At 66.3% G+C, this 20,968-nt stretch carries 20 protein-coding genes; 10 read left to right on the top strand and 10 right to left on the bottom strand.

The annotated features are described in order from the left end of the window. Nucleotides 1-58: 58 nt before the first annotated feature. Both rimJ and fghA read right to left on the bottom strand, forming a co-directional pair. Entirely contained in the window at nucleotides 59-613 is a 555-nt protein-coding gene (rimJ, locus tag ACVKN3_RS12620) for a ribosomal protein S5-alanine N-acetyltransferase (protein WP_285402231.1), read from the bottom strand. Next, the gene (fghA, locus tag ACVKN3_RS12615; protein WP_285402233.1) at nucleotides 610-1,458 is read right to left on the bottom strand and encodes an S-formylglutathione hydrolase; all 849 of its coding nucleotides are present in this window, start codon (nucleotides 1,456-1,458) and stop codon (nucleotides 610-612) included. Before fghA ends, rimJ begins: the two co-directional genes overlap by 4 nt. Nucleotides 1,459-1,606: 148 nt before the next feature. Here fghA and ACVKN3_RS12610 point away from each other — a divergent pair, with 148 nt between their 5' ends. After that, nucleotides 1,607-3,496, top strand: a complete 1,890-nt coding sequence (locus ACVKN3_RS12610) for a DEAD/DEAH box helicase (protein WP_285402235.1) — start codon at nucleotides 1,607-1,609, stop codon at nucleotides 3,494-3,496. A gap of 452 nt (nucleotides 3,497-3,948) precedes the next feature. On the opposite strand, the gene ACVKN3_RS12605 is transcribed toward ACVKN3_RS12610, so the two are convergent. After that, nucleotides 3,949-4,845, bottom strand: coding sequence for a LysR family transcriptional regulator (locus ACVKN3_RS12605; protein WP_354515305.1), 897 nt, complete (start codon nucleotides 4,843-4,845; stop codon nucleotides 3,949-3,951). Between ACVKN3_RS12605 and ACVKN3_RS12600 the strand changes: the two genes are divergently transcribed. Then, a complete protein-coding gene (locus ACVKN3_RS12600) occupies nucleotides 4,802-5,737 on the top strand; it encodes an NAD(P)H-dependent oxidoreductase (protein WP_354515307.1) in 936 nt (311 codons plus the stop codon). The two genes, ACVKN3_RS12605 and ACVKN3_RS12600, sit on opposite strands and share 44 nt — an antisense overlap. A 17-nt stretch (nucleotides 5,738-5,754) precedes the next feature. On the opposite strand, the gene ACVKN3_RS12595 is transcribed toward ACVKN3_RS12600, so the two are convergent. After that, entirely contained in the window at nucleotides 5,755-6,096 is a 342-nt protein-coding gene (locus tag ACVKN3_RS12595) for a YkgJ family cysteine cluster protein (protein ID WP_036143039.1), read from the bottom strand. Between the two features lie 10 nt (nucleotides 6,097-6,106). Continuing rightward, a complete protein-coding gene (ypfJ, locus tag ACVKN3_RS12590; protein ID WP_354515309.1) occupies nucleotides 6,107-6,994 on the bottom strand; it encodes a KPN_02809 family neutral zinc metallopeptidase in 888 nt (295 codons plus the stop codon). A 104-nt stretch (nucleotides 6,995-7,098) separates the two neighbouring features. On the opposite strand from ypfJ, the gene ACVKN3_RS12585 reads away from it, so the two are divergent. Continuing rightward, complete coding sequence (locus ACVKN3_RS12585) at nucleotides 7,099-7,533, top strand: MAPEG family protein (RefSeq protein ID WP_285405061.1); 435 nt, start codon at nucleotides 7,099-7,101, stop codon at nucleotides 7,531-7,533. Between the two features lie 6 nt (nucleotides 7,534-7,539). Here ACVKN3_RS12585 and ACVKN3_RS12580 read toward each other — a convergent pair whose 3' ends face one another. Continuing rightward, nucleotides 7,540-9,114 (bottom strand): hemolysin family protein, encoded by a 1,575-nt coding sequence (locus ACVKN3_RS12580; RefSeq protein ID WP_285405060.1) that lies wholly within the window; start codon nucleotides 9,112-9,114, stop codon nucleotides 7,540-7,542. Nucleotides 9,115-9,236: 122 nt separating this feature from the next. Between ACVKN3_RS12580 and ACVKN3_RS12575 the strand changes: the two genes are divergently transcribed. After that, nucleotides 9,237-10,016 (top strand): CPBP family intramembrane glutamic endopeptidase, encoded by a 780-nt coding sequence (locus ACVKN3_RS12575; protein WP_354515312.1) that lies wholly within the window; start codon nucleotides 9,237-9,239, stop codon nucleotides 10,014-10,016. Here ACVKN3_RS12575 and ACVKN3_RS12570 read toward each other — a convergent pair. Further along, nucleotides 10,013-10,609 (bottom strand): methyltransferase, encoded by a 597-nt coding sequence (locus tag ACVKN3_RS12570; protein WP_285405058.1) that lies wholly within the window; start codon nucleotides 10,607-10,609, stop codon nucleotides 10,013-10,015. The two genes, ACVKN3_RS12575 and ACVKN3_RS12570, sit on opposite strands and share 4 nt — an antisense overlap. Before the next feature lie 101 nt (nucleotides 10,610-10,710). On the opposite strand from ACVKN3_RS12570, the gene ACVKN3_RS12565 reads away from it, so the two are divergent. From ACVKN3_RS12565 to ACVKN3_RS12555, 3 genes are all read left to right on the top strand, one after another. After that, the gene (locus ACVKN3_RS12565) at nucleotides 10,711-11,010 is read left to right on the top strand and encodes a hypothetical protein (protein ID WP_285405057.1); all 300 of its coding nucleotides are present in this window, start codon (nucleotides 10,711-10,713) and stop codon (nucleotides 11,008-11,010) included. Between the two features lie 100 nt (nucleotides 11,011-11,110). Further along, nucleotides 11,111-12,619, top strand: coding sequence for a DUF1800 domain-containing protein (locus ACVKN3_RS12560; protein WP_354515314.1), 1,509 nt, complete (start codon nucleotides 11,111-11,113; stop codon nucleotides 12,617-12,619). Between the two features lie 8 nt (nucleotides 12,620-12,627). Beyond that, on the top strand, nucleotides 12,628-13,818 hold the full coding sequence (locus ACVKN3_RS12555; protein WP_285405055.1) for a DUF1501 domain-containing protein: 1,191 nt from the start codon (nucleotides 12,628-12,630) through the stop codon (nucleotides 13,816-13,818). On the opposite strand, the gene ACVKN3_RS12550 is transcribed toward ACVKN3_RS12555, so the two are convergent. After that, nucleotides 13,815-15,653, bottom strand: a complete 1,839-nt coding sequence (locus ACVKN3_RS12550) for a glycoside hydrolase family 15 protein (RefSeq protein ID WP_354515317.1) — start codon at nucleotides 15,651-15,653, stop codon at nucleotides 13,815-13,817. The two genes, ACVKN3_RS12555 and ACVKN3_RS12550, sit on opposite strands and share 4 nt — an antisense overlap. Nucleotides 15,654-15,700: 47 nt before the next feature. Beyond that, nucleotides 15,701-17,929, bottom strand: a complete 2,229-nt coding sequence (locus ACVKN3_RS12545; RefSeq protein WP_354515319.1) for a DUF5916 domain-containing protein — start codon at nucleotides 17,927-17,929, stop codon at nucleotides 15,701-15,703. A 167-nt stretch (nucleotides 17,930-18,096) separates the two neighbouring features. Here ACVKN3_RS12545 and ACVKN3_RS12540 point away from each other — a divergent pair, with 167 nt between their 5' ends. From ACVKN3_RS12540 to ACVKN3_RS12530, 3 genes are all read left to right on the top strand, one after another. Further along, entirely contained in the window at nucleotides 18,097-19,020 is a 924-nt protein-coding gene (locus ACVKN3_RS12540) for a peptidylprolyl isomerase (protein WP_285405052.1), read from the top strand. A gap of 253 nt (nucleotides 19,021-19,273) precedes the next feature. Next, nucleotides 19,274-19,513, top strand: coding sequence for a ubiquitin-like protein (locus tag ACVKN3_RS12535; RefSeq protein ID WP_354515321.1), 240 nt, complete (start codon nucleotides 19,274-19,276; stop codon nucleotides 19,511-19,513). A gap of 226 nt (nucleotides 19,514-19,739) precedes the next feature. After that, nucleotides 19,740-20,054, top strand: a complete 315-nt coding sequence (locus ACVKN3_RS12530) for a hypothetical protein (RefSeq protein WP_345782901.1) — start codon at nucleotides 19,740-19,742, stop codon at nucleotides 20,052-20,054. On the opposite strand, the gene ACVKN3_RS12525 is transcribed toward ACVKN3_RS12530, so the two are convergent. Then, nucleotides 20,014-20,883: a DUF3014 domain-containing protein gene (locus tag ACVKN3_RS12525; RefSeq protein WP_354515323.1), complete on the bottom strand. Its 870-nt coding sequence runs from the start codon at nucleotides 20,881-20,883 to the stop codon at nucleotides 20,014-20,016. The two genes, ACVKN3_RS12530 and ACVKN3_RS12525, sit on opposite strands and share 41 nt — an antisense overlap. Nucleotides 20,884-20,968: the final 85 nt, after the last annotated feature.

The raw sequence follows: 20,968 nt of genomic DNA, 5'->3' as shown, positions 1-20,968 counted from the left end.
ATCGATGGGCCGCACGGACACCTCGTCCGTGCGGCCCATCGCGTTTTCGGGGATGTCGTCAGCCCTGGCTACGTATCCTGGCGGTGAGGACATGGTCTTCCCACACGCCGTCGATCTTCAGGTAACGCCGCGCGTAGCCTTCCTTTTCGAAGCCCAACCGCGCCAGCAGGCGACCACTGCGCTCGTTGCGCGGCATGTGGTTGGCCATGATGCGATGGAAGTCCAGAGGGCCGAACCCGTAGCGGACCGCCGCATCCAGCGCTTCGAACATCAGCCCCTGCCCCTCGTATTTCCGCGCGATGCCGTAACCGAGGTGACAGGCCTGGAACACGCCACGCACCACATTGGCGAAGGTGAAGCTGCCGATCATGTCGGACGCATCCGGCGTGAGTATCGCGAACGGGTACCCGCGATCGGCGCGCGCCGCTTCCCCACCGGCGTCGATAGCAGCGCGGCACGCGTCCATCGTGTAATGCGCGTCGCTGCGCAACGGTTCCCACGGCGCGAGGTGTTCGCGATTTTCCGCGCGATAGGTGCGCAATAACGCCGCATCCTCCACGTCGAGCAATCGGATCACCGTGCGCGAGGTGCGCATACGGATCGGCTCGTTCATGCGGACAAGGCTTTCGCATGGTGGCGCAGGTGATCCTCGACGAAGCTCTGGATGAAGTAATAGCTGTGGTCGTAACCGGGGTGCATACGCAGTTCGAGCTTCTGGCCCGCGTCCTCGCACGCGGCTTCGAAGCGCTGCGGCTGCAACTGGCCGACCAGGAAACCATCGGCCTCGCCCTGGTCGATCAGTATCCGGCCGTCGAAGCGCGCGCCCGCGGTCACGAGCGCCGTGGCGTCGTACTTCGCCCAGGCCTTGCGATCGTTGCCCAGGTAGCGCGGAAAGGCCTTTTCGCCCCACGGCACACTGGCCGGCGCGACGATGGGCGCGAACGCGGACACCGAGCGATAGCGCCCGGGATTGCGCAACGCCACGGTCAGTGCGCCGTGTCCGCCCATCGAATGGCCGAAGATGCCCTGACGGCCCATGTCCAGGGCGAACCGCTCCGCAAGCACGCGCGGCAGTTCATCCACCACGTAGGTATACATGCGGAAACGCGAAGCCCACGGCTGTTCGGTAGCGTCGAGATAGAAACCCGCGCCTTCGCCGAATTCCCAGTCACCGGTGGCACCGGGCAATTCCGTCTCACGCGGGCTGGTATCGGGCATGACCAGCGCGATGCCCAGTTCCGCGGCCATGCGCTGCGCACCGGCCTTGGTGGTAAACGTTTCCGCCGTGCAGGTCAGGCCCGCAAGAAAGTACAGGACCGGCACCGGCCCGTGTTCGGCCGCGGGAGGCAGGTAGACGGCGAAGCGCATGGGCCCGCCGCATGCGTCCGAACCATGGGAATAGAAGCCCTGGACGCCACCGAAGCATCGCTGTTCGGACACCGTTTCGACTGCCGACATGCCCTTCTCCTATCTGAAAGCTGACCGGGAAGTGTAACGCTGGCGTGACAAGTGGCCACACACCACAACGAACAGCGTCCATCGCTGCTACAATAACGCTACTGCCGGCGCGCGAATGTCGCCGTCGCGCCCCCTCTTCGAGGTCGCCATGTCATCCCCCGAAACAGACAACGCTCCGGCCCTGCCCGGTTTCAGCGCGCTCGCTCTCGACGCTAACGTCGTGCGCGCGCTGACCGAGGTAGGTTACGAGACCCCCTCTCCCATCCAGGCTGCCACCATCCCGGCCCTGCTCGAAGGCCGTGACGTCATCGGCCAGGCACAGACCGGTACCGGCAAGACGGCCGCGTTCGCGCTGCCCGTGCTGTCGCGCCTGGACCTGCGCGCCGGCAACAAGCCGCAGGCGCTGGTGCTCGCCCCCACGCGCGAGTTGGCCATCCAGGTGGCCGAGGCGTTCCAGAAGTACGCCACGTACCTGCCCGGTTTCCAGGTGCTGCCGATCTACGGCGGCCAGAGCTACGGTCCGCAGCTGCAGGGCCTGAAGCGCGGTGCCCAGGTCCTGGTCGGTACGCCGGGTCGCGTCATCGACCACCTCGACAAGGGCACGCTGGATCTTTCCGCGCTGCGCTTCCTGGTGCTGGACGAAGCCGACGAAATGCTCCGCATGGGCTTCATCGACGATGTCGAGAAACTGCTGCAGGCCACGCCGGAAGGTCGCCAGGTCGCCCTGTTCTCCGCGACCATGCCGGCGCCCATCCGCCGCATCGCGCAGACCTACCTGAAAGACCCGGTCGAAGTCACGATCAAGAACAAGACCACCACCGCGGCCAACATCCGCCAGCGCTACTGGTGGGTCAGCGGCGTGCACAAGCTGGATGCGCTCACCCGCATCCTCGAGGCCGAGAGCTTCGACGCCATGATCGTCTTCGCCCGCACCAAGTCGGCGACGGAAGAACTCGCCAGCAAGCTGCAGGCGCGCGGTTTCGCCGCCGCGGCGATCAACGGCGACATCGCGCAGGCCCAGCGTGAGCGCGTGATCGACCAGCTGAAGACCGGCAAGCTCGACATCCTCATCGCCACCGACGTCGCCGCGCGCGGCCTCGATGTCGAACGGATCAGCCACGTGCTGAACTACGACATCCCGCACGACACCGAGTCGTACGTGCACCGCATCGGCCGCACCGGTCGTGCCGGTCGCAGCGGTGAGGCGATCCTGTTCGTCACCCCGCGCGAGAAGAACCTGCTCCGCCAGATCGAGCGCGCCACGCGCCAGCCGATCGAGCAGATGCAGCTGCCGACCATCGAGGCGGTAAACGACACGCGCGTCAACAAGTTCAACCAGAAGATCTCCGACACGCTGGCCACGGGCGACCTCGGCTTCTTCCAGCAGATGGTCGAGAAGTTCGAGCAGGAGCACAACGTGCCGGCGATCGAAATCGCCGCCGCGCTGGCCAAGATCGCCCAGGGCGACCAGCCACTGCTGCTCGAGCCGCCGGCCAAGCGTGAGTACACCGAGCGCCCGCCGCGTGATTTCGATCGCGAGCGTCCGCAGCGAGACTTCGACCGCGATCGCGGTCCGCGTGAAGGTGGCGGCGGTGACTTCAGCGACCGGCGCCCGGTCCGCGAGGGCATGCGCCAGCCGCGTCCGCACACCACGGAAGCGGGCAAGCGCACGTACCGCATCGAAGTGGGCCACGAGCACGGCGTGAAGCCCGGCAACATCGTCGGCGCCATCGCCAACGAGGGCGGCGTGGAAGCGAAGTTCATCGGCCGCGTCAGCATCCGCGACGATTACAGCCTGATCGACCTGCCGGACGGCATGCCCGCTGAGACATTCACCCACCTGAAGAAGGTTTGGGTCGCGCAGCAGCAGCTGAAGATCGCCGAGTGGGACGGCAAGGAATCGCCGCAGAGCGGCAACGGTGGCGCCGGTGCCGGTGGCCCGGGCGGCGCATCGCGTCCGCCGTCGCGCGGCAACTTCCGTCCCTCGGGCAACCGCCCGAGCGGTGGCAAGCCGCCACGCAAGAAACGCGATTCCTGATCGATGTGAAGAGGCCCCGGAAACGGGGCCTTTTTTTGTTGCGGGTTTCTGTGTGGGCTCGCCTTCGGCATCGCGTTTGGCGTTAGAGCACTGAGCGCTCGAGCAAGAGCCGGCGGGTAGCCCCCTCGGGGCCACGCCTGCGGCGACCCGTCAAGGAAGGGCCGCGTGCGCGGCCGTTTATCTATTCCCCTACGGGGCGGGTCGGGCTTCGAACGGGGATTTTCGCTGAGCCATGGATGGCGAATCGAAAATCCCCGGTCGAAGCCCGACCCGGATGTGGCGCGGGTAGGAGCGCACGATGTGCGCGAATCAGGCACACGGCCGCGGAGCGGCCCTTCCTTGACGGGTCGCCGCAGGCGTGGCCCCGAGGGTGGCACCCGCCGGCTCTTGCTCCAAGGCCCAAGGCCCAAGGCCAAACGCCAAACGCGATGCCGAAGGCAAGCCCACCAACCTCACACCGATCCAGCAATACGCTCCCGCAACCACTGATGCCCCGGATCGCGGTGGACCCGCTCAGGCCAGAGCATCAGCATGTCGAAGCCGGGCACATCCACGGGCGGCTCGACGACCCGAAGCATCGCGTTGCCGCGCACCAGACGCGACGGCACCATCGCCACCAGGTCGGTACTCGCCAGCACGGCGCTCATGAACAGGAAATGCGGCACTGACAGGACGACGCGACGGTGCATGCCACGCTCGGCCAGCACCGCGTCGGTCGCACCCTGGAAGCCGCCCCCATCCGGCGACACGATCACCTGGTCGAGCTTGCAGAACTGCGCCAGCGTCGGGCGGCGTTTCAGCTGGGGATGGTCGGCACGGCCCGCCAATACGTAGCGCTCGGTGAACAGCGGCCTGCAACGCAGGTCAGGCGAGGCTTCGCTGCCGATCAGGAAGGCAAGGTCGATATCGCCTTGCTCGGCCCGGCGGGCTACCTGCGCCGGCGCGCTCTGCACCACGGCAAGCCGCATGGCCGGCGCCATCGCGCGCAGCTCGGCCAGCGCGGGCAGCAACACGGTGAACTCGCTGTAGTCGAAGGCGGCGATACGCCAGGTCCGGTCGGACCGGGCCGGATCGAACGGGCGGGCCGGCGCCACGGCCTGTTCGAGCGCGGCCAGGGCCAGCCGGAGCGGCTCGCGCAACTCGTCCGCGCGTGCGGTCGGCCGCATGCCGCGCGGGCCCGGCAGCAGCAGGGGGTCGCCGAAAATCTCCCGCAGCCGGGCGAGCTGCACGCTGACCGATGGCTGCGAGAGATGCAGGCGCACGGCGGCGCGGGTCACGCTGTGCTCGACCAGCAAGGCATCCAGCGTGACCAGCAGGTTCAGGTCGAGACGTCGCAAGGCATTGTTCATGGCAATACCTAAGATAGCTGAAATTCATTTCCACTATGAGCGAGCGGCCATCAGTCTGTCCTGCTTCAGCGAAGGAAGCCCGACCATGAAAGTTCTGCTCGTCCATGCACACCCCGAACCGACCTCCGTGACGCACCAACTGGCCGACATCTCGCACGAGGTACTGCAAGCGCAGGGGCACGAGGTGATGCGATCCGATCTGTATGCCATGGGATGGAAGGCCGTCTTCGACGCGCAGGACTTTCCCGAGCGAGTGCAGCGGGATCGCTTCTCCTTCATCGACGAGTCGCGGCATGCGTTCGCGCAGGCGTGCCAGACGGCCGACGTACAAGCCGAGCAACACAAGCTGCAGGAAGCCGATGCGGTGATCCTGCACTTTCCGCTGTGGTGGTTCAGCATGCCGGCGATCATGAAGGGCTGGGTGGATCGGGTGTGGGCCTACGGGCTCGCGTATGGCTATCGGGAGGCCGGCAACGCCTTCCGATACGGTGATGGTGGCTTTGCTGGCAAGCGTGCGCTGCTGGCCGTCGCCGTGGGCGGCCCGGCGATCGACTACTCCCCTCGCGGCATCAATGGTCCGCTGGACCAGCTGCTCTTTCCCATTACCCATGGGACACTGTTTTTCCCGGGGATGCAGGTATTGCCCACGTTCGCCGTCTACGGCGCCGCCGCCATCGATGCCGCGGCGATGGCCGAAGCCGCTACGGCATGGCGCAGGCGGGTGGAGGGGCTATTCGACGACGCACCTATCCCCTTTCGTACACAGAACGGTGGCGACTACCCGGACCGTCATGTACTGGCCGATCATCTCGTGCCGGATCGCAGGGGGCTGATGGCGCACGTGGCCGAAGCCCTCGCGGAGACGGAGGGCCAGGCGCCGGTCGATCGTTGAGGTGCGCCGTTGACGCGCTACGCGAAATCCGCAGGCGTCAGCGGCACCATGCCGTGCTTCAGCCTCGCCTTGTCGCACTGCGGGCTGGGCTGTCCGTTTTCCCACGCGGGCTGCAGGTCGTGACAGGGCGAGGGGCGTACTGCGTAGATACCGCAATGCGCCGCCACGCCCACCTCGCCGACCAACGACCGGCACCGCGGCTCGTACGCGTTGGTGCCGTGCATGTTCACGCGATGCGGATCGAGGTGCTCCGTCAGCGCCGACGGCACGATGCCGCCGGCGAGGTCGGTTTCCATCCAGTGGAAGGCCACGCGATACGTGGCGCAGCACGCGCCGCAGCGCAGGCAGGGATGCGTCATGAGCAGCTGGTCAGAGCGAACCGGCGAACGTGTCGCACTGGGCCATGTCGCCCGAGGCAAGGCCGGTCTTGAACCAGTGCACGCGCTGCGCGGAGGTGCCATGGGTGAACGAGTCGGGCACGACGCGACCCTGCGCCTGTTCCTGCAAGGTGTCGTCGCCGATGGCGGTGGCCGCGTTGATCGCCGACTCGATGTCGCCGGCCTGCAACCACTTCTGCCGCTGGTCGGAGTGGTTGGCCCAGACGCCGGCGTAGCAATCGGCCTGGAGCTCCTGGCGCACCGACAGGCCGGTGGCGCCTTCCACCGAGGCGCCTCGACGCTTGGCACCGTCGACCTTGTCGAACACGCCGGTCAGGTTCTGTACGTGGTGGCCGACCTCGTGCGCGATGACGTAGGCACGGGCGAAGTCGCCTGCCTCGTGGAATCGCTGCTGCATGGTCTGGAAGAAACCGAGGTCGAGGTACACCTTGTGATCGGACGGGCAGTAGAACGGGCCGACCGCGGACGAGGCGGAACCGCAGGCCGTGCGCACGCCGTCGCGGAACAGGACCAGCATTGGCCGCTCGTATTGCTGCCCCTTCGCGGCGAAGATCGCCCCCCAGGTGTCCTCCGTCTCGCCCAGGATGGCGCGCACGAAGTCCTTCTGCGGATCGGCGGAGGCCGCGGCGTCGTCCACCGGTTGCGCCGACTGCTGCTGCGTCTGCTGCCCGGATGTCGCGCCCGGATCGCCCTGCCCGCCCAGGAGCGCGGTGGGGTCCTTGAAGAACACCATGCCGATGATCGCCAGCAGGATGATGCCGCCGATGCCCAGGCCCCGACCGCCGAAGCCGCCACCACCGCCGCTGCCGCGACCGGCATCTTCCACGTTGTCGCTTCTGCGACCCTTTTGCCAAAGCATGTCGGTGTCTCCTCCCATGGGGCGCCTCCAGCGAGACGCGGTCGGCATGATCGCATGGACGGTTGCCGGTAGACTCGCAGGTCATTCAGCCTACGGATCGCTTCATGACCAGCCAGCTACCCGCCGTCGTCACCCTGCTCACCCTGCTGCTCATGTTCTACACGGTATGGACGGTAGGCCACGCACGCAAACGCTATGGCATCAAGGCGCCGTCCATCTCGGGCGATCCTGCGTTCGAGCGCGCCTGGCGGGTGCAGATGAACACGCTGGAGAACGCCGTGATGTTCATCCCGGCGCTGTGGCTTGCCGCCCAGTACGTGGATCCGCTGTGGGCCGGCATCGCCGGTATCGTCTGGCTGGTCGGGCGCGTGTGGTACGCGATGGCCTATGTGCGCGACGCCTCGCGCCGCGGCCCGGGCTACCTCGTGTCGATGATCGCCTGGGCGGCGCTCATGCTGATGGCCGCCGGCGGCATGGGCATGGCCATCATGGAGAACAACGCGTCGCCGCCGGTGGACGACGCCGCCGCGGCGGGCTGAGGCCTCTCAGGCCTCGTCCCGCGGCAACGACAGCACGCGCACGCGCTGGATGCGGGCGCCATCCATGGCGGTCACCTCGAAGTCGAAACCGTCGACATCGAAGCGATCGCCAGCCGCTGGCAGCCGGCCCAGCTGGGACAGGACAAAGCCCGCCAGCGTGGAGAAGTTGCCCTCGGCCGAGCCCGGCAGGCGATGACCCAGCAGGTGCTCGACGCGACGCACGTCCAGGCTGGCATCCAGCAACCAGGCCCCATCGGGCTCGCTGACCGCCGAGGGGTCGCCTTCGCGGCTCTCGTCGGGGAATTCGCCGGCGATCACTTCCAGCACGTCGGCGGGGGTGACCAGGCCGAGGATGCTGCCGTATTCGTCCACCACGAGTGCCATCTGCAGCGGCGCGCGGCGGAACTCGTCGATCAGGCGCAGCACGCTCAGCGATTCCAGCACCGTGATCGGCTTGCGCACGAAGTGCGAGGTTTCCAGGCGGCCGTGATCGGCCAGGCTGGCCAGCAGGTCGCGTGAGGACACCACGCCCACCAGCTGGTCGAGGTCGCCCTCGGCCACCAGCATCCAGTGGTGCGCCGACTCGCGCGCTTCCGTCAGCAGCGTGGTCAGGTCCTCGCCGGGGTCCACCCAGACGATCTCCGTGCGCGGCGTCATGATGGAGCGCACCGGGCGCTGGGAGAGGTCGAGCACGCCCTGCACCATCTCCAGTTCGTCCTTGCCGAACACTGGCGTGTCCGCGGCTTCGACGCCGGTGTCGTTCTTGCCGTTGTCCGGCTCGTCGTCGGAGCGGCCGCCGAGCAGGCGCAGCACGGCCTTGGCGGTGCGGTCGCGCATGGCGCGGCCGCCGACCAGCAGCGAGCGGTGGCGATTGCGCCGCATCGTCTGGTTGAACACCTCGATCATGATCGAGAAGCCGATGGCCGCGTACAGGTAGCCCTTGGGAATGTGGAAGCCGAAGCCCTCGGCGATGAGGCTGAAGCCGATCATCAGCAGGAAGGACAGGCAGAGGATCACCACCGTCGGACGCGCGTTGACGAACGCGGTCAGCGGCTTGCTGGCGGTGATCATCAGGGCCATGGCCACCACGACGCCGACCATCATGATCGACAGGTGATCCACCATGCCCACGGCGGTAATCACCGAATCCAGCGAGAACACCGCGTCGAGGATGACGATCTGCGCCACCACCAGCCAGAAGCTGGCGCGGCGACCGGACTTGCCGCCGTCGTCGTCGTCGGCCTCCAGGCGCTCGTGCAGTTCCAGCGTGGCCTTGAACAACAGGAAGCCGCCGCCGATCACCAGGATCAGGTCGCGCCAGGACAGGCCGAAGCCGTTCCAGTTGAACAAGGGGGTCGTCAGCGTCACCAGCCAGGACATGGCGGCCAGCAGGCACAGGCGCATGACCAGCGCGAGGCCCAGGCCCATCAGCCGCGCGTGGTCGCGCTGGCGGGCGGGAAGCTTGTCGGCGAGGATCGCGACAAAGACGAGGTTGTCGATACCGAGCACGATCTCCAGCACGATCAACGTGAGAAGACCCGCCCAGGCCGAAGGGTCGGCAAGCCAGTCGAATGCGAACATGGGTCGGCGCGGCGAAGCGCCCGGTTTCCTCCTGAAGGGACGAAATACTATACAGGTGCCACGTGACGGTCGACGCCACGCGCGTCGTTGCATTTGCCGCGGGGCCTCCGCTAGGGTGCCGCATGCCTCACGACCTGCCCCTCGCCACACCTCCGCCCGTTCCGGTCGCCGCCCCTGTCCGCGCGCCCGGGCTGGTGGAGGCCATTATCACGATCCTGGCCTACTTCGCCCTGCAAGTGGGCTTCGGCGTGGGGTTCAAGCTCAGCACCGACCTGCTCGCCCGCTGGTTTCCGGACGCCATGCCGGATGCGCCGGACCGCATCATCCTGGTGGTGATGGCGACCGTGGCGCTGTCCACCTGGCTGATCGTGCACGTCGTGCTGCGCCGCTGGGGTCCACTGGCGCGGTCCGGCGACGCCCTCGGCCTCGGTTTCCGCGAGCCAGACGGCAAGTTCATTGCCATCGGCGCCGGGCTGGGCATCGCCGCGGCCATCCTCGGCGGGTTGCTCACTCAGTGGCTGGCGGGCGATCGCGCGGTCTCGCAGACCGTCACCGAGATCGCCGATAAAGCGCACCTGGGCATGCGCATGGCCCTGGTGCCTGTCGCCGTCCTGGTCGGGCCGCTGGTCGAAGAGGTGCTGTTCCGTGGCGCGCTGCTGGCCCGCCTGCGTGTGCGCCTGGGCGACGGCTGGGCCATCGCGATATCGAGCGTGATCTTCGGCGCCGTGCACCTGCCCGACCTGGGCTGGCTCTGGTATGCCGTGCCCAACCTGATCCTGGTGGGCGTGTTCTGCGGGTGGCTGCGCGTGCGCAGCGGCTCGATCTGGCCCGCCTATGTGGCCCACGCGGCCAACAACGGCCTGGCCGTGATGGCCTGGTTCTCGGCTACCGCAGCGGGTTAGCAGGTCTCCAGCGCGGCCACGTGGCGCGCCAGCCGCGGGCTGGCGTAGCACTGCGAGCCCACCGGGATCAGCCCCACGGCGTTGAACGCCTCGCGATAGAACCGGGCCGGCCGGCCGTGGAAGCCCACGCGATCGCCGCCGGGATCGTCTTCCCGCGTGTACACCTCGAGGAAGGCCAGGCCTTCGGTCATTTCGCCGATGCCGACAAGTCCCGCGCGGATCTCGGCGGGCTTGAGGTAGTGCAGTACGTCGGTGCACACGATCAGGTCGAAGCGGGTGTCGAAGCGCAGCTCGGCCAGCTGACCGAAACGAGCCAGGCCGATCTGCCGGGAGCGGCCGTAGCGCGCCACGGCGTATTCGCTGGCTTCCAGGCCGCGGTAGGCGATGCCCGGACGCAACCGGCGCAGCACGGCCCGCCAGGGCGCCTCGCCGCAGCCCACGTCCAGCACGTTGCGCACCGGCCGGCCGAGATAGAACTCCGCCTGGCCCAGCACCATCGATACCTTGCGGGTCAGCTCGGCCGGGGAACGCACGGCGTGCTCCGCGCTGCGATACCACTTGTCGAAATAGGCCTGGTCGTAGGTCTTGCTCATGCGCCGCACGCCACCGGAAAACCGCCATGGTAGCGGGCCGTACACCCGGGGCATACATCGATCGCCGCAGCATCGGGGCTCTTTGTTCCGAGGACCAGCCCATGCCCCTTATCCAGCTCCGTATCACCGGCGACCGCGACATCTTCGACGACGTGATGAACGCCATCCATGGCATCGACCGGGTCGAGCGGGTCGAGGAAATCGACGACCTGATGATGGGCGTCCGCGACGATTCGAGCTCCAGCGAGTTGTCCGACGATGTCTCGTCGCGTACGTACGTACTCGAGGTCGAGGTGCCGAACGACAAGGTCGGCGAAGAAGTGCGAAGCGTGGCCGAAGAGACCGCCGGAACGCGCGAGGCCGCGATCGAATTCGTCGATCCGGACGAAAGCGAAATCTGAACCGACCCATGAATGCTGCATTTTCTTGCGGCATTCATGCGTAAACCCCTTGAAAGGGTCGCCGTTCTAAGGTGTTGCACGCACCGAGAACGGAGGTTCCATGCGATCGCTCGCTATCGCTACCCTGCTGGCCCTGACTGCCCTGCCCGCCGCCGCGCGCGATGCGCCGCTATCCAAAGACGACGTAGCGTGGCTGAATCGCGTCACCTTCGGCGTGGATTCGGCCACCGTGGCGCGCTACCGCGAACTGGGGAGGCGACGCTTCCTCGACGAACAGCTGCACCCCACGACCCAGGGCCTGCCTGAGGCGGTACGCGCGCAGATCGCCGCCTACGACGTGATGAAGGCGCCGCTGCCCCTGCGCATGGCGCAGCTTCGCCAACGCTACCAGTACATCAAGGCGATGCCCGACGGCGATGCCAAAACGGAAGCGAAAAAGGCCGTGCAGAAGGAAGGCAGCCAGTACGCCGAGCAGGCGCAGGCGATCGAACTGCTGCGCGCGGTGTACGACGAGAACCAGCTACGCGAACAGATGGTCTGGTTCTGGCTGAACCACTTCAGCGTGTTCCAGGCCAAGGACCGCGTGCGCTGGCTGGTGGCCAGTTACGAAGAAGACACCATCCGCCCGCATGCGCTGGGCAAGTTCCGCGACCTGATCATGGCCACGCTGCGCAGCCCGGCCATGCTGGAATACCTGGACAACGCGCAGAACGCGCGCGACAAAATCAACGAGAACTACGCGCGTGAACTGATGGAACTGCATACGCTGGGCGTAGGCTCCGGCTACACGCAGGACGATGTGCAGAACCTGGCCCACGTGCTCACCGGCGTGGGCATCGACAACGACGGGCAGCCGCGGAAGATCCGCCCGGCTTGGCAGGCGTACTACGTCAAGGACGGCCTGTTCGAATTCAACCCGAACCGCCACGATTTCAGCGACCAACACCTCCTGGGTCAGACCCTCAAGGGCGGCGGCATGGACGAGGTCGAGAAAGCGGTCGACCTGATCGTCAGCCAGCCGGCATGCGCGACGTTCGTGTCCACCAAGCTGGCCAAGTACTTCGTCTCAGACAACCCGCCGCCGTCGCTGGTCGCAGCCATGGCCAGGACATTCCACCGTACCGACGGCGACATCGCGGCGGTGATGCAGACGATGCTGGAGTCGAAGGAGTTCACCGCCTCGCTGGGCAAGCGCTACAAGGACCCGACCCAGTTCCTGGTGTCGACCATGCGGCTGGCCTACGACGGCAAACCCGTGAGCAATCCCCGCCCGCTGGTGAACTGGATCAACCAGCTCGGCCAGGCGCCGTTCGGCCGTATCACGCCCGATGGCTGGCCCACCGCCGACACCGAGTGGTCCAGTTCCGGCCAGGTAGCCAAGCGCTTCGAGATAGCTCGCTCCATAGGCAGCGGCGCCAACCACCTGTTCGATGTGGACGACAGCGGCAAGGTGCAGGGCGGCGGTTTTCCGCAACTGACCACACCCACTTACTACGCCACCATCGAACCGTGGCTGAGCCCGAAGACGCGCGACGCGCTGGCCCAGGCCACGTCGCAGCAGGAATGGAACACCTTCCTGCTGTCCTCCCCCGACTTCAATTACCACTGAGGCTTCCCATGGATCGCCGCCAGTTCCTGCTCGCCCTCGCCGCCACCGTGCCCGCCCTGACCCTGGGCGGACAGGTATTCGCCGCACCCGCCGGCTCGCCGCGTTTCCTGTTGGTGTTCCTGCGTGGCGGCTACGACGCCAACAACCTGCTGGTGCCTTATTCCAGCGATTTCTACTACGAATCGCGCAAAAACATCGCGCTGGCCCGACCCACGCCCGGCGATCCTAAGTCCGTGCGCGCCCTGGACGCGAACTGGGGCCTGGCGCCGGCAGTCGCGGCCAGCATGGGCCCGCTGTGGGACAAACGGCAGCTGGCCTTCGTCCCCTTTGCCGGTACCGACGACCTCTCGCGCAGCCATTTCGAGACCCAGGACAACATCGAGGCCGGTGCCTCGGGTAACAGTCGCGACTACGGCTCGGGCTTCATGGGCCGTCTGTCGTCGGTATTGCGCGGCGTGCCGCCGATCGCCTTCACCGATGCGCTGCCGCTGACGTTCCGCGGCACGGGCGACGTGCCCAACATCTCGCTGAAAGGCGGCGACAAGGCCGTGTTCGACGACCGTCAGTCGAAGATCCTTGCCGATATGTACCAGGGCACGACACTGCAGGCGGCGGCCACCGACGGCCTGCAACTGCGCCAGCAGGTCGCGAAGGACCTGCAGACCGAGATGGTCGCCGCCAGCCGCGGTGCGGTGAACGCGCGCGGCTTCGCCCAGCAGGGCCAGCGCATGGCCACCCTGATGCGCGATCGCTTCCGCCTGGGCTTCGTCGACGTGGGCGGCTGGGACACGCACGTCAACCAGGGCGGTGCCGATGGCCAGTTGGCTGGCAACCTCGACAACCTCGGCCAGGGCCTGGCGGCGTTCGCCGATGGCCTGGGCGAGGCGGAATGGAACAACACCGTCGTGGTGGTCGTGTCCGAATTCGGCCGTACCTTCCGCGAGAACGGCAACAAGGGTACCGACCACGGCCACGGCACCACGTACTGGGTGATGGGCGGCAAGGTGAACGGCGGTCGCATCGCCGGGCAGCAGGTCGCGGTGGATGCGAAGAACCTGCTACAGAACCGCGACTACCCGGTGCTCAACAACTACCGCGACCTGCTCGGTGGCCTGATGCAGCGCATGTACGGGTTATCCCAGGAGGACATCAACCGGGTGTTTCCCGAGGCAAAGCCCACCGACCTGCATCTGGTCTAGGGCTGCCAGACCTGCCCGTCGGGATCGCTCAACTGACGATCCAGATAGAACGCGGCACTGATGAAAGCCAGATGCGTCAGCGCCTGCGGGAAGTTGCCCAGCAGTTCGGCTCGCAGGCTCAGTTCCTCGGAGAACAGGCCGAGGTGGTTCGCGTAAAGCACGCCGCGCGCCATGATCTCGCGCGCCTCGGTCAGGCGACCGGCGCGCGCCAGGCATTCCACGTACCAGAACGTGCACGTGGTAAAGGCACCCTCCCCGCCTTCCAGGCCGTCCTCGTTGCGATAACGGAACATCATCCCGTCGTCGGCCAGTTGCTCGTGGATCGCATCCAGCGTGGCCAGCCAGACCGGATCGGTAGCGGAGACGAAGCGCACCAGCGGCATCATCAGCAGCGCCGCATCCAGATCGGTGCCACCTCGCGTCTGCACGAAGTAACCGTGCTCGGGGTGACGGAAGTTCGTCCAGATGTCGTCGGCGATGCGGTCGCGCACGGCGGCCCACTCCACCACGGGACCCGGCAGCGAGCGCTTGCCCGCCAGCCGGACGGCGCGGTCCAGGGCCACCCAGCACATCAGCCGGGAGTGCAGGAAATGCTGCTGGCCGCCGCGAATCTCCCAGATGCCTTCGTCGGGGTCCTGCCAATGGCGACTGACGTGATCGACCATGCGCACCACGTGCAGCCAGCCGGTGTGGCTGATCGCGCGGCCGTACTTGTTGGCCAGGTACAGGCTGTCCATCAACTCGCCGAAGATATCCAGCTGGGTCTGCGTACGCGCGCCGTTGCCGATACGCACGGGGCGTGACCCGGCGTAGCCGGCCAGGTGGTCCAGCGTGTCTTCCTCCGCTGCTTCGGTGCCGTCGATGGCATACATGATGCGCAGCGCGGTGTCCTCGTCCAGGTCCATCAGCCGGGCTTCCGTCCAGCGACGGAAGTGCTCCGCTTCGTCGATGTAGCCCAGGCGCATGAACGCGTACACGGTGAACGAGGCGTCGCGTATCCAGGTGGCGCGATAATCCCAGTTGCGACCGTGGCCGGTGGCTTCGGGCAGGCCGAAGGTCGCGGCGGCCGCCACCGAGCCGTGCGTGTGCGACGTAAGCAGTTTCAGCACCAGCGCGGAGCGCTCGACACGCTCGCGCCAGCGACCGCGGTAGGTCGATCGACGCGTCCAGCGGCGCCAGGCCTCGGCGGTGTCCTCGCAGGCGGCTCGGCATTCCGCTTCGTCGGGCGGATCGTGCGCCTCGTCGCCAAGGGTGAACCACACTTCCTCGCCAGGATTTAGCTCGAACTCGGCGTGCGCGGCGCCCTCGCCTTCCTCGATCATCAGCGGCACCTTGGACGCCAGGCGCAGGGACTGCGGCCCATCGTGGAAGACCACGCTGTCGCCATACTCCTCCACCGCCGGCACCCGCCGCGCGTAATCCAGTCGCGGGCGGCAGCGCACGCGGATACGCACCCTGCCACGCGGCACGCGGATACAGCGCATCACGCAGGCCGCCACGCGCGGTTGTGTCTCGGGATGGGGCATGAAATCAGTGAGTTCGACGCTGCCCGCCTCGCTCATCCAGCGCGTAATGAGCACGTTGGTCTCGGGTACGTAGAGCTGCATGGTGCGCGCATCGACCAGGTCCGGCGTCACCGTGAACTCGCCACCCTTGTCCGGATCGAGCAACCCGGCGAACACGGTGGGGCTGTCCATGTGCGGCCAGCACATGAAATCGATGGTGCCGTCGCTGGCGACCAGTGCCGTGGTGTCGAGGTTGCCGACGATACCGTGTTCGCCGATGGTGCGGCCGGGCACGGGGTTGGGCTGCGGTGTTTTCGAGGGCTTGGACATGGCTAACCCATGCCACAGCACATGTGAAGACGAAGCGGTAGGACCGCTCAGAACTCCATGCGGTAGGCCACCTTGACCAGGCCCTCCTGCACGTCCTTCAGGGAGAAACTGCGCCGGAACTGGGATTGGACGTCATCGTCGACGTCGTCGGTGTAGCCGCCGCGGTTGTAGACCACGTAGAGGTTGGACAAGGGGGCGATTTCATAGCGGTAGCGGATCTGGAAGCCCAGGTTGGCCACGCCCAGGCCGTCGATCGGCTGGTCGGTATCGACCGCGGTGCCCGAGGGCGTGATCTCCAGACGGCGGCGCAGCGTCGCGCCCACCGCCAGGGCCTGCATCTTCACCCGCAGCTCCTGCTTGTTGCCCAGGTTCCAGTTGAGTCCGCCGTCCAGACCCACTGTGCGTCCGTCATAGGCACCCACCAGGTTGTCGTGCTGCCAGATCAGCCAGTTCGGGTCCCACTCGTAGCTGGCCCCGGCAAACACACTGAAGGCGTCGGTGATGAAATAGGTAGGCGTGAACTTGAAGTAGCCGCCCAGGCGGTGGTAACCGGTGAGCGCATTGCCGCCGATGAAGCCCTCGGCTTCCCAGGCCCAGCGGCCGACGCGCGGGTGCGTGCGGTCGTAGCTGAGCTTGGCCGTCGGCGGCGTGCGCTGCTTGTTGCCGCCGCGCGTGAGCAGGTCGTCGTAGGCCGCCGTGAGGGCGTCCAGCCGCCACATCTCCTGGCCGCCGTCGCGCCGCTGGCTGTTCCGCTGGACACGGAAGCGACGGCGCACGATGAGGCCCTCGGTGTTGGTCTGCGCCGACACGCGATACCGCCACACATGCGATGCGTAGGCCGAGTCGGCCGGCAGGCCGGTTTCCCGTTGCCGCACTTCCCAGTGCAGGTAGCGCATATCGTTGCGCGGCAGGTAGCCGAAGTCGTCGATGTCCAGCCGCCGGCCGAAGTACATGCCCAGCCACTGCTGGCTCCACACGTCGTTCATTTCCCAGAACGCGATACTTGTGGCGCCCAGCCCGGCGCTGTCGTTACGCGGCTGGTCGATCTTGCTGCCCACCACGTTGCTGGTGAGGGTGAAGCTCTCGTTAGGCTGCCAGCGGTGATCCAATCCCAGCACGTTGGCGTCGCGGTCCAGGTAGGGATGGTTCACCCGCGTGGCCAGAAGACCGAAGGATTGCGTGCCGGCGTTCTGCAGCAGGCGAAACGCGCCGAAGGTGCGGCCGTCGTCGCCTTTCTCCTGTGCCGTGAGGATGCCGTAGCTGGTCGAGCCGACGCTGCCGTTGACCTTTACCGCCGCGGCGATATCGGCGGCACCGTGACCATCGTCCGCGGCGCCGCCCACGCGCCGGGTGTAAAGCAACTGCGAATCGTCGTCGAGCAGGCTGAAGTCGAAGATGCCCTGGCTTTCCGTGAAGAACGGGCGCTTGTCGGTGAAGAAGGTTTCCTGCGGCGAAAAGTTCACCACCAGGTCGTCGCTTTCCACCTGGCCGAAATCCGGGTTGATCGTGGCGGTGAGCTGGGTTTGCCCGTTCGGTTTCCAGAGGATGTCCGCGCCCTGTTCGAACGACGTGCCGCCGTGCGCGCGATCCACCTTGCCGACGAGGTAGGGTGTCACGGCCACCAGCGACTGCGAGTACGCGGGCACCTCCACGCGCTCGAAGCGCGAGAGGAAACGCCCGCGATCGAAGGCGACCGCCGGCCACGCCATCCGTTCGCCGGTGGCGGCGATCACCCGGTCGATGTACAGGCCGATGGTGCGCGTCTCGCCATCGGCCTTGCGCATGGGTGCGATGTACCAGGGAATCAGCAACTCGACGGAGTAGCCTTCGGCATCCTCGCTGACCGCGTGGTCCCAGCGACCATCCCAGTCGTAGCTGAAGTCGGATTCGTTGGTGATGACCTCGTCGGCCACGCCGCCCATGGACTTCACCTCGAAGTCGTAGCCGACGCGTCCATCCGCATCGAAGTCCACCATGACGTTGATCCGATCGACCATGGCGTCCTCGTCGCGGCGGGTCTGTTGCCGCGAGCGGGGCACGTCGGCCGACTGGGTGACGCGGATGGCCACGGCCAGCCCTTTCGGCGTGGACATCACCCAGGCCTCGGTCGGCTGGCTGCCGGGCTTGCCGGTCATGGGCTGGGTGTCGCGAAAATCCGCGATGCGCCGCGCGCCCGCCCACTCGGCGGGGTCGATGTGGCCATCGATGACCACCTCGGCCCTGGCAACCGCCGTGACGAGGAAGAGCACGGCGAGCAAGGCGAGGCGACAGCGCATGAGGGGTCCGGAGGGTCGTGACATTCTGCGGATAGGATGCCTGCCGTTCGCAAAAGGTTGGGCATGACTATCGGCCTATGCGCCGCGGCGGCCGGCGTGGGTGCTGCCCCGAAGGCGACGCGCTCTGCTACTTTCACGGCGTTCGCCACTTTTTCCAGGGGTTTTCCATGCTCGCTCGTAACTGTATTGCGCTCGCCCTTGCCTTCGCCCTGCCCGTCCCCGTCATGGCCGCGGACGCGCCCGCCGGGGCGCATACGCCGACACCGAAGGAACTGCTCGCCAAGGCCGCTCCGGCGGAATGGCGCACGCCGGACCCGCAGAACCTGGTCTACATGGACCTGCCGCAGGGCCGCGTGGTGATCGAACTGGCACCGGACTGGTCGCCGCTGCATGCCGCCAATATCCGCACGCTGATCCGCGAGCACTATTTCGACGGCACCCAGGTGATCCGCGTCCAGGACAATTTCGTCACCCAGTGGGGCGACCCCGATGGCGACGACAAGAAGAAAGCGAAATCACTGGGCACGGCGAAGGAGACCCTGCCGCCGGAGTTCACGCGCAAGGGCGGCAAGCCCTACCCGTTCACCCGGTTGCCGGATGGCGACGTGTACGCCCCCGAGGTCGGTTTCTCCGACGGTTTCCCCGTGGCCCGCGACAAGGGCGAGGCATGGATCGCCCACTGCTACGGCACCGTGGGCGTGGCCCGCGACGTCGGCGCGGACACCGGCAACGGCAGCTCGCTCTACGCCATCATCGGCCAGGCCCCGCGCAACCTGGACCGCAATCTCGCGGTGGCCGGCAAGGTCATCGAGGGCATGGACCTGCTCGCCGCGTACCCACGCGGCGGCGAGCCGATGGGCTTCTACGACAAGCCCGAACAGCGGGTCACGATCAAGCAAGTACGCCTTGCTGCCGATGTACCAGTGGCGGAGCGCACTTCAATCCAGGTCCTGCGGACCGACAGCACGACGTTCGCCGCGCTGATCGAGGCCAAGCGCAACCGCAAGGACGCTTTCTACACCCGTCCGGCCGGGAAGATCGACCTCTGCAACATCGGTGTGCCGTCGCGGAATCCGTCAGGCAAGCCGTGACCGATACCATCGAAGCCGGCGGCGACTACCTTATGAAGACCTTCTCCCGGCTCGACCTGGCGAAACCCAAGGACTAACGCAAGTCGAATCAAGCCTTTGGAAATCTCCTGCCGCGCCACCTGGGTGATTTTGAGGCGATTAATCGGCGTGCGACTAGATTTGGGCTGCTTTCGGCCATGTTGCCATGGTGGTTTTCGTGTCCTCTAGCAGCCGACCGTCCGCGGCTTTGATCGGATAGGAAAAAGGGAATGTCATGCAGATCTTCATAAACACGCTGATCGGAAAACAAATCGCTTTGGAAGTAGAATCAGACACGACCGTCGACGAAGTCAAATCCAAAATCGCTGATAAGGAAGGCATACCGACGGATCAACAGCGCCTGTCGTTACCGGGCGGGAAAATAGTGCTCGAAGATGGAAAAAATCTCTCTTCTTATGGCATAGGATTCAATGCCAAGATCAACTTGACCGTCAAATTAAGCGGAGAGAGCTGACTTTGCGCGAATGCCCTCGTTTGCTATTTGCAGAATCAATGCTCGCCGTGGGCGGTTTTGCAGCGCCGCATAGTGCAGGGCTGATCACATAGGTTAACGACCTGCCTGCCGCCGTCGGCCTGTTTGAAGTCGCGACAATCTAACTATTGGGCAGGTTTGCTTGTACGCACCGCGGGTCTCCTTACCGGTATTTTGTTTCGAGACCTCGGTGTGTTTGGAGCAGTGCATGGCCGATCGTCAGATTGCCCAGCGTGTCGCTAAGGCACGGCAGGAGACGATCTATCCGCGTGGCGGCGAACCCATGGGCGTCTACGACAAGCCCGCGCAGCGCGTGTCGATCAAGAGCGTGCGCGTGGCCGCCGACGTGCCCGAAGCGGAGCGCACGTCTATACAGGTGCTGCGGACGGACAGCACCCCTTTCGCCGCGCTGATCGAGGCCAAGCGCAATCGCAAGGACGATTTCTACACGCGACCAGCGGGGAAGATCGACCTGTGCAACATCAACGTGCCGGTGCGGGATCCTTCGCAGAGGAAGCCGTAGGCGCCTCGGACCCGGACGAGGCCGCGTCCGGCTTGACCACTTCCTGCCGCAACCCGCGAAGCTTCGCTTTCAGCTTCGCCTCATTGATCGGACCGACACGGATCATGAAGCGCTGCCCGGCCGAGAGCTGCTCGATGGCCGGGTTGGCGTAGAGGTAACCCTCTTTCTCCGGCAGCAGCTGCAGGTTACCCTGCGGCTCCGGCGCGGCCAGCAGGTCGTCGATCACCTGCACCAGCCGGTCGTTGAAATAGCCGCCGGTACCCAGGTCGCGATAGGCCTGCTGGAACAGCGGGTAGTTGTGCTTGTACCAGGCAGCCGCGGCCTTGGGGCTGATGCGGTCGGCGACATACATGTAGGTCGCGTAGCGCTCCGCATTTTTCTTCGACGCGACGAAGCTTCCATCGTCCGACACCACCTGGAAGCGGCCGGCCGGCGTATGCAGCGGCAACACGTTCGTGCCCACGGTGCGTTTCGGCAGCGCGTCGATCGTCGAGACCATGCGCGAGACGATGGCATCGGACTTGAGCAGCGACTTCAGTGCATCGTCGCTGGTCAGGGCCAGCAGGCCCGACAGCACCGCATCGTCACTCTGGTCCAGGCTGGGCAGCGCGGCCGTGGAACCCGTGGCGGGGCCGATGGGGTGCTGGGGAAGCGCGGGTTCGTTCAACGCCGTGGACGTCGCGCCAGCAACCGACGACGCAGCCGTGGGAGCGGGCGTGGCGGCGTCGCGCGCCTGTTTTTCGCGCCAGAAGAACACACCGGCCACCGCAACGATGGCAAGGATCAACACCCCGGCGATCCACTTCGAACCCGACGACTGACTGCTCAATGTACCGCTCCCACGACAAAATCCGTCCCCATGGGACTACGGATGGGGGCGATGGTTCAAGGTTGCAGGGTGAATCCAGCGGTGG

Source organism: Luteibacter sp. PvP120 (genome assembly GCF_054055715.1).
Note: the sequence above shows the minus strand (reverse complement) of the source record. Positions and strands in the feature narration are given on the sequence as shown.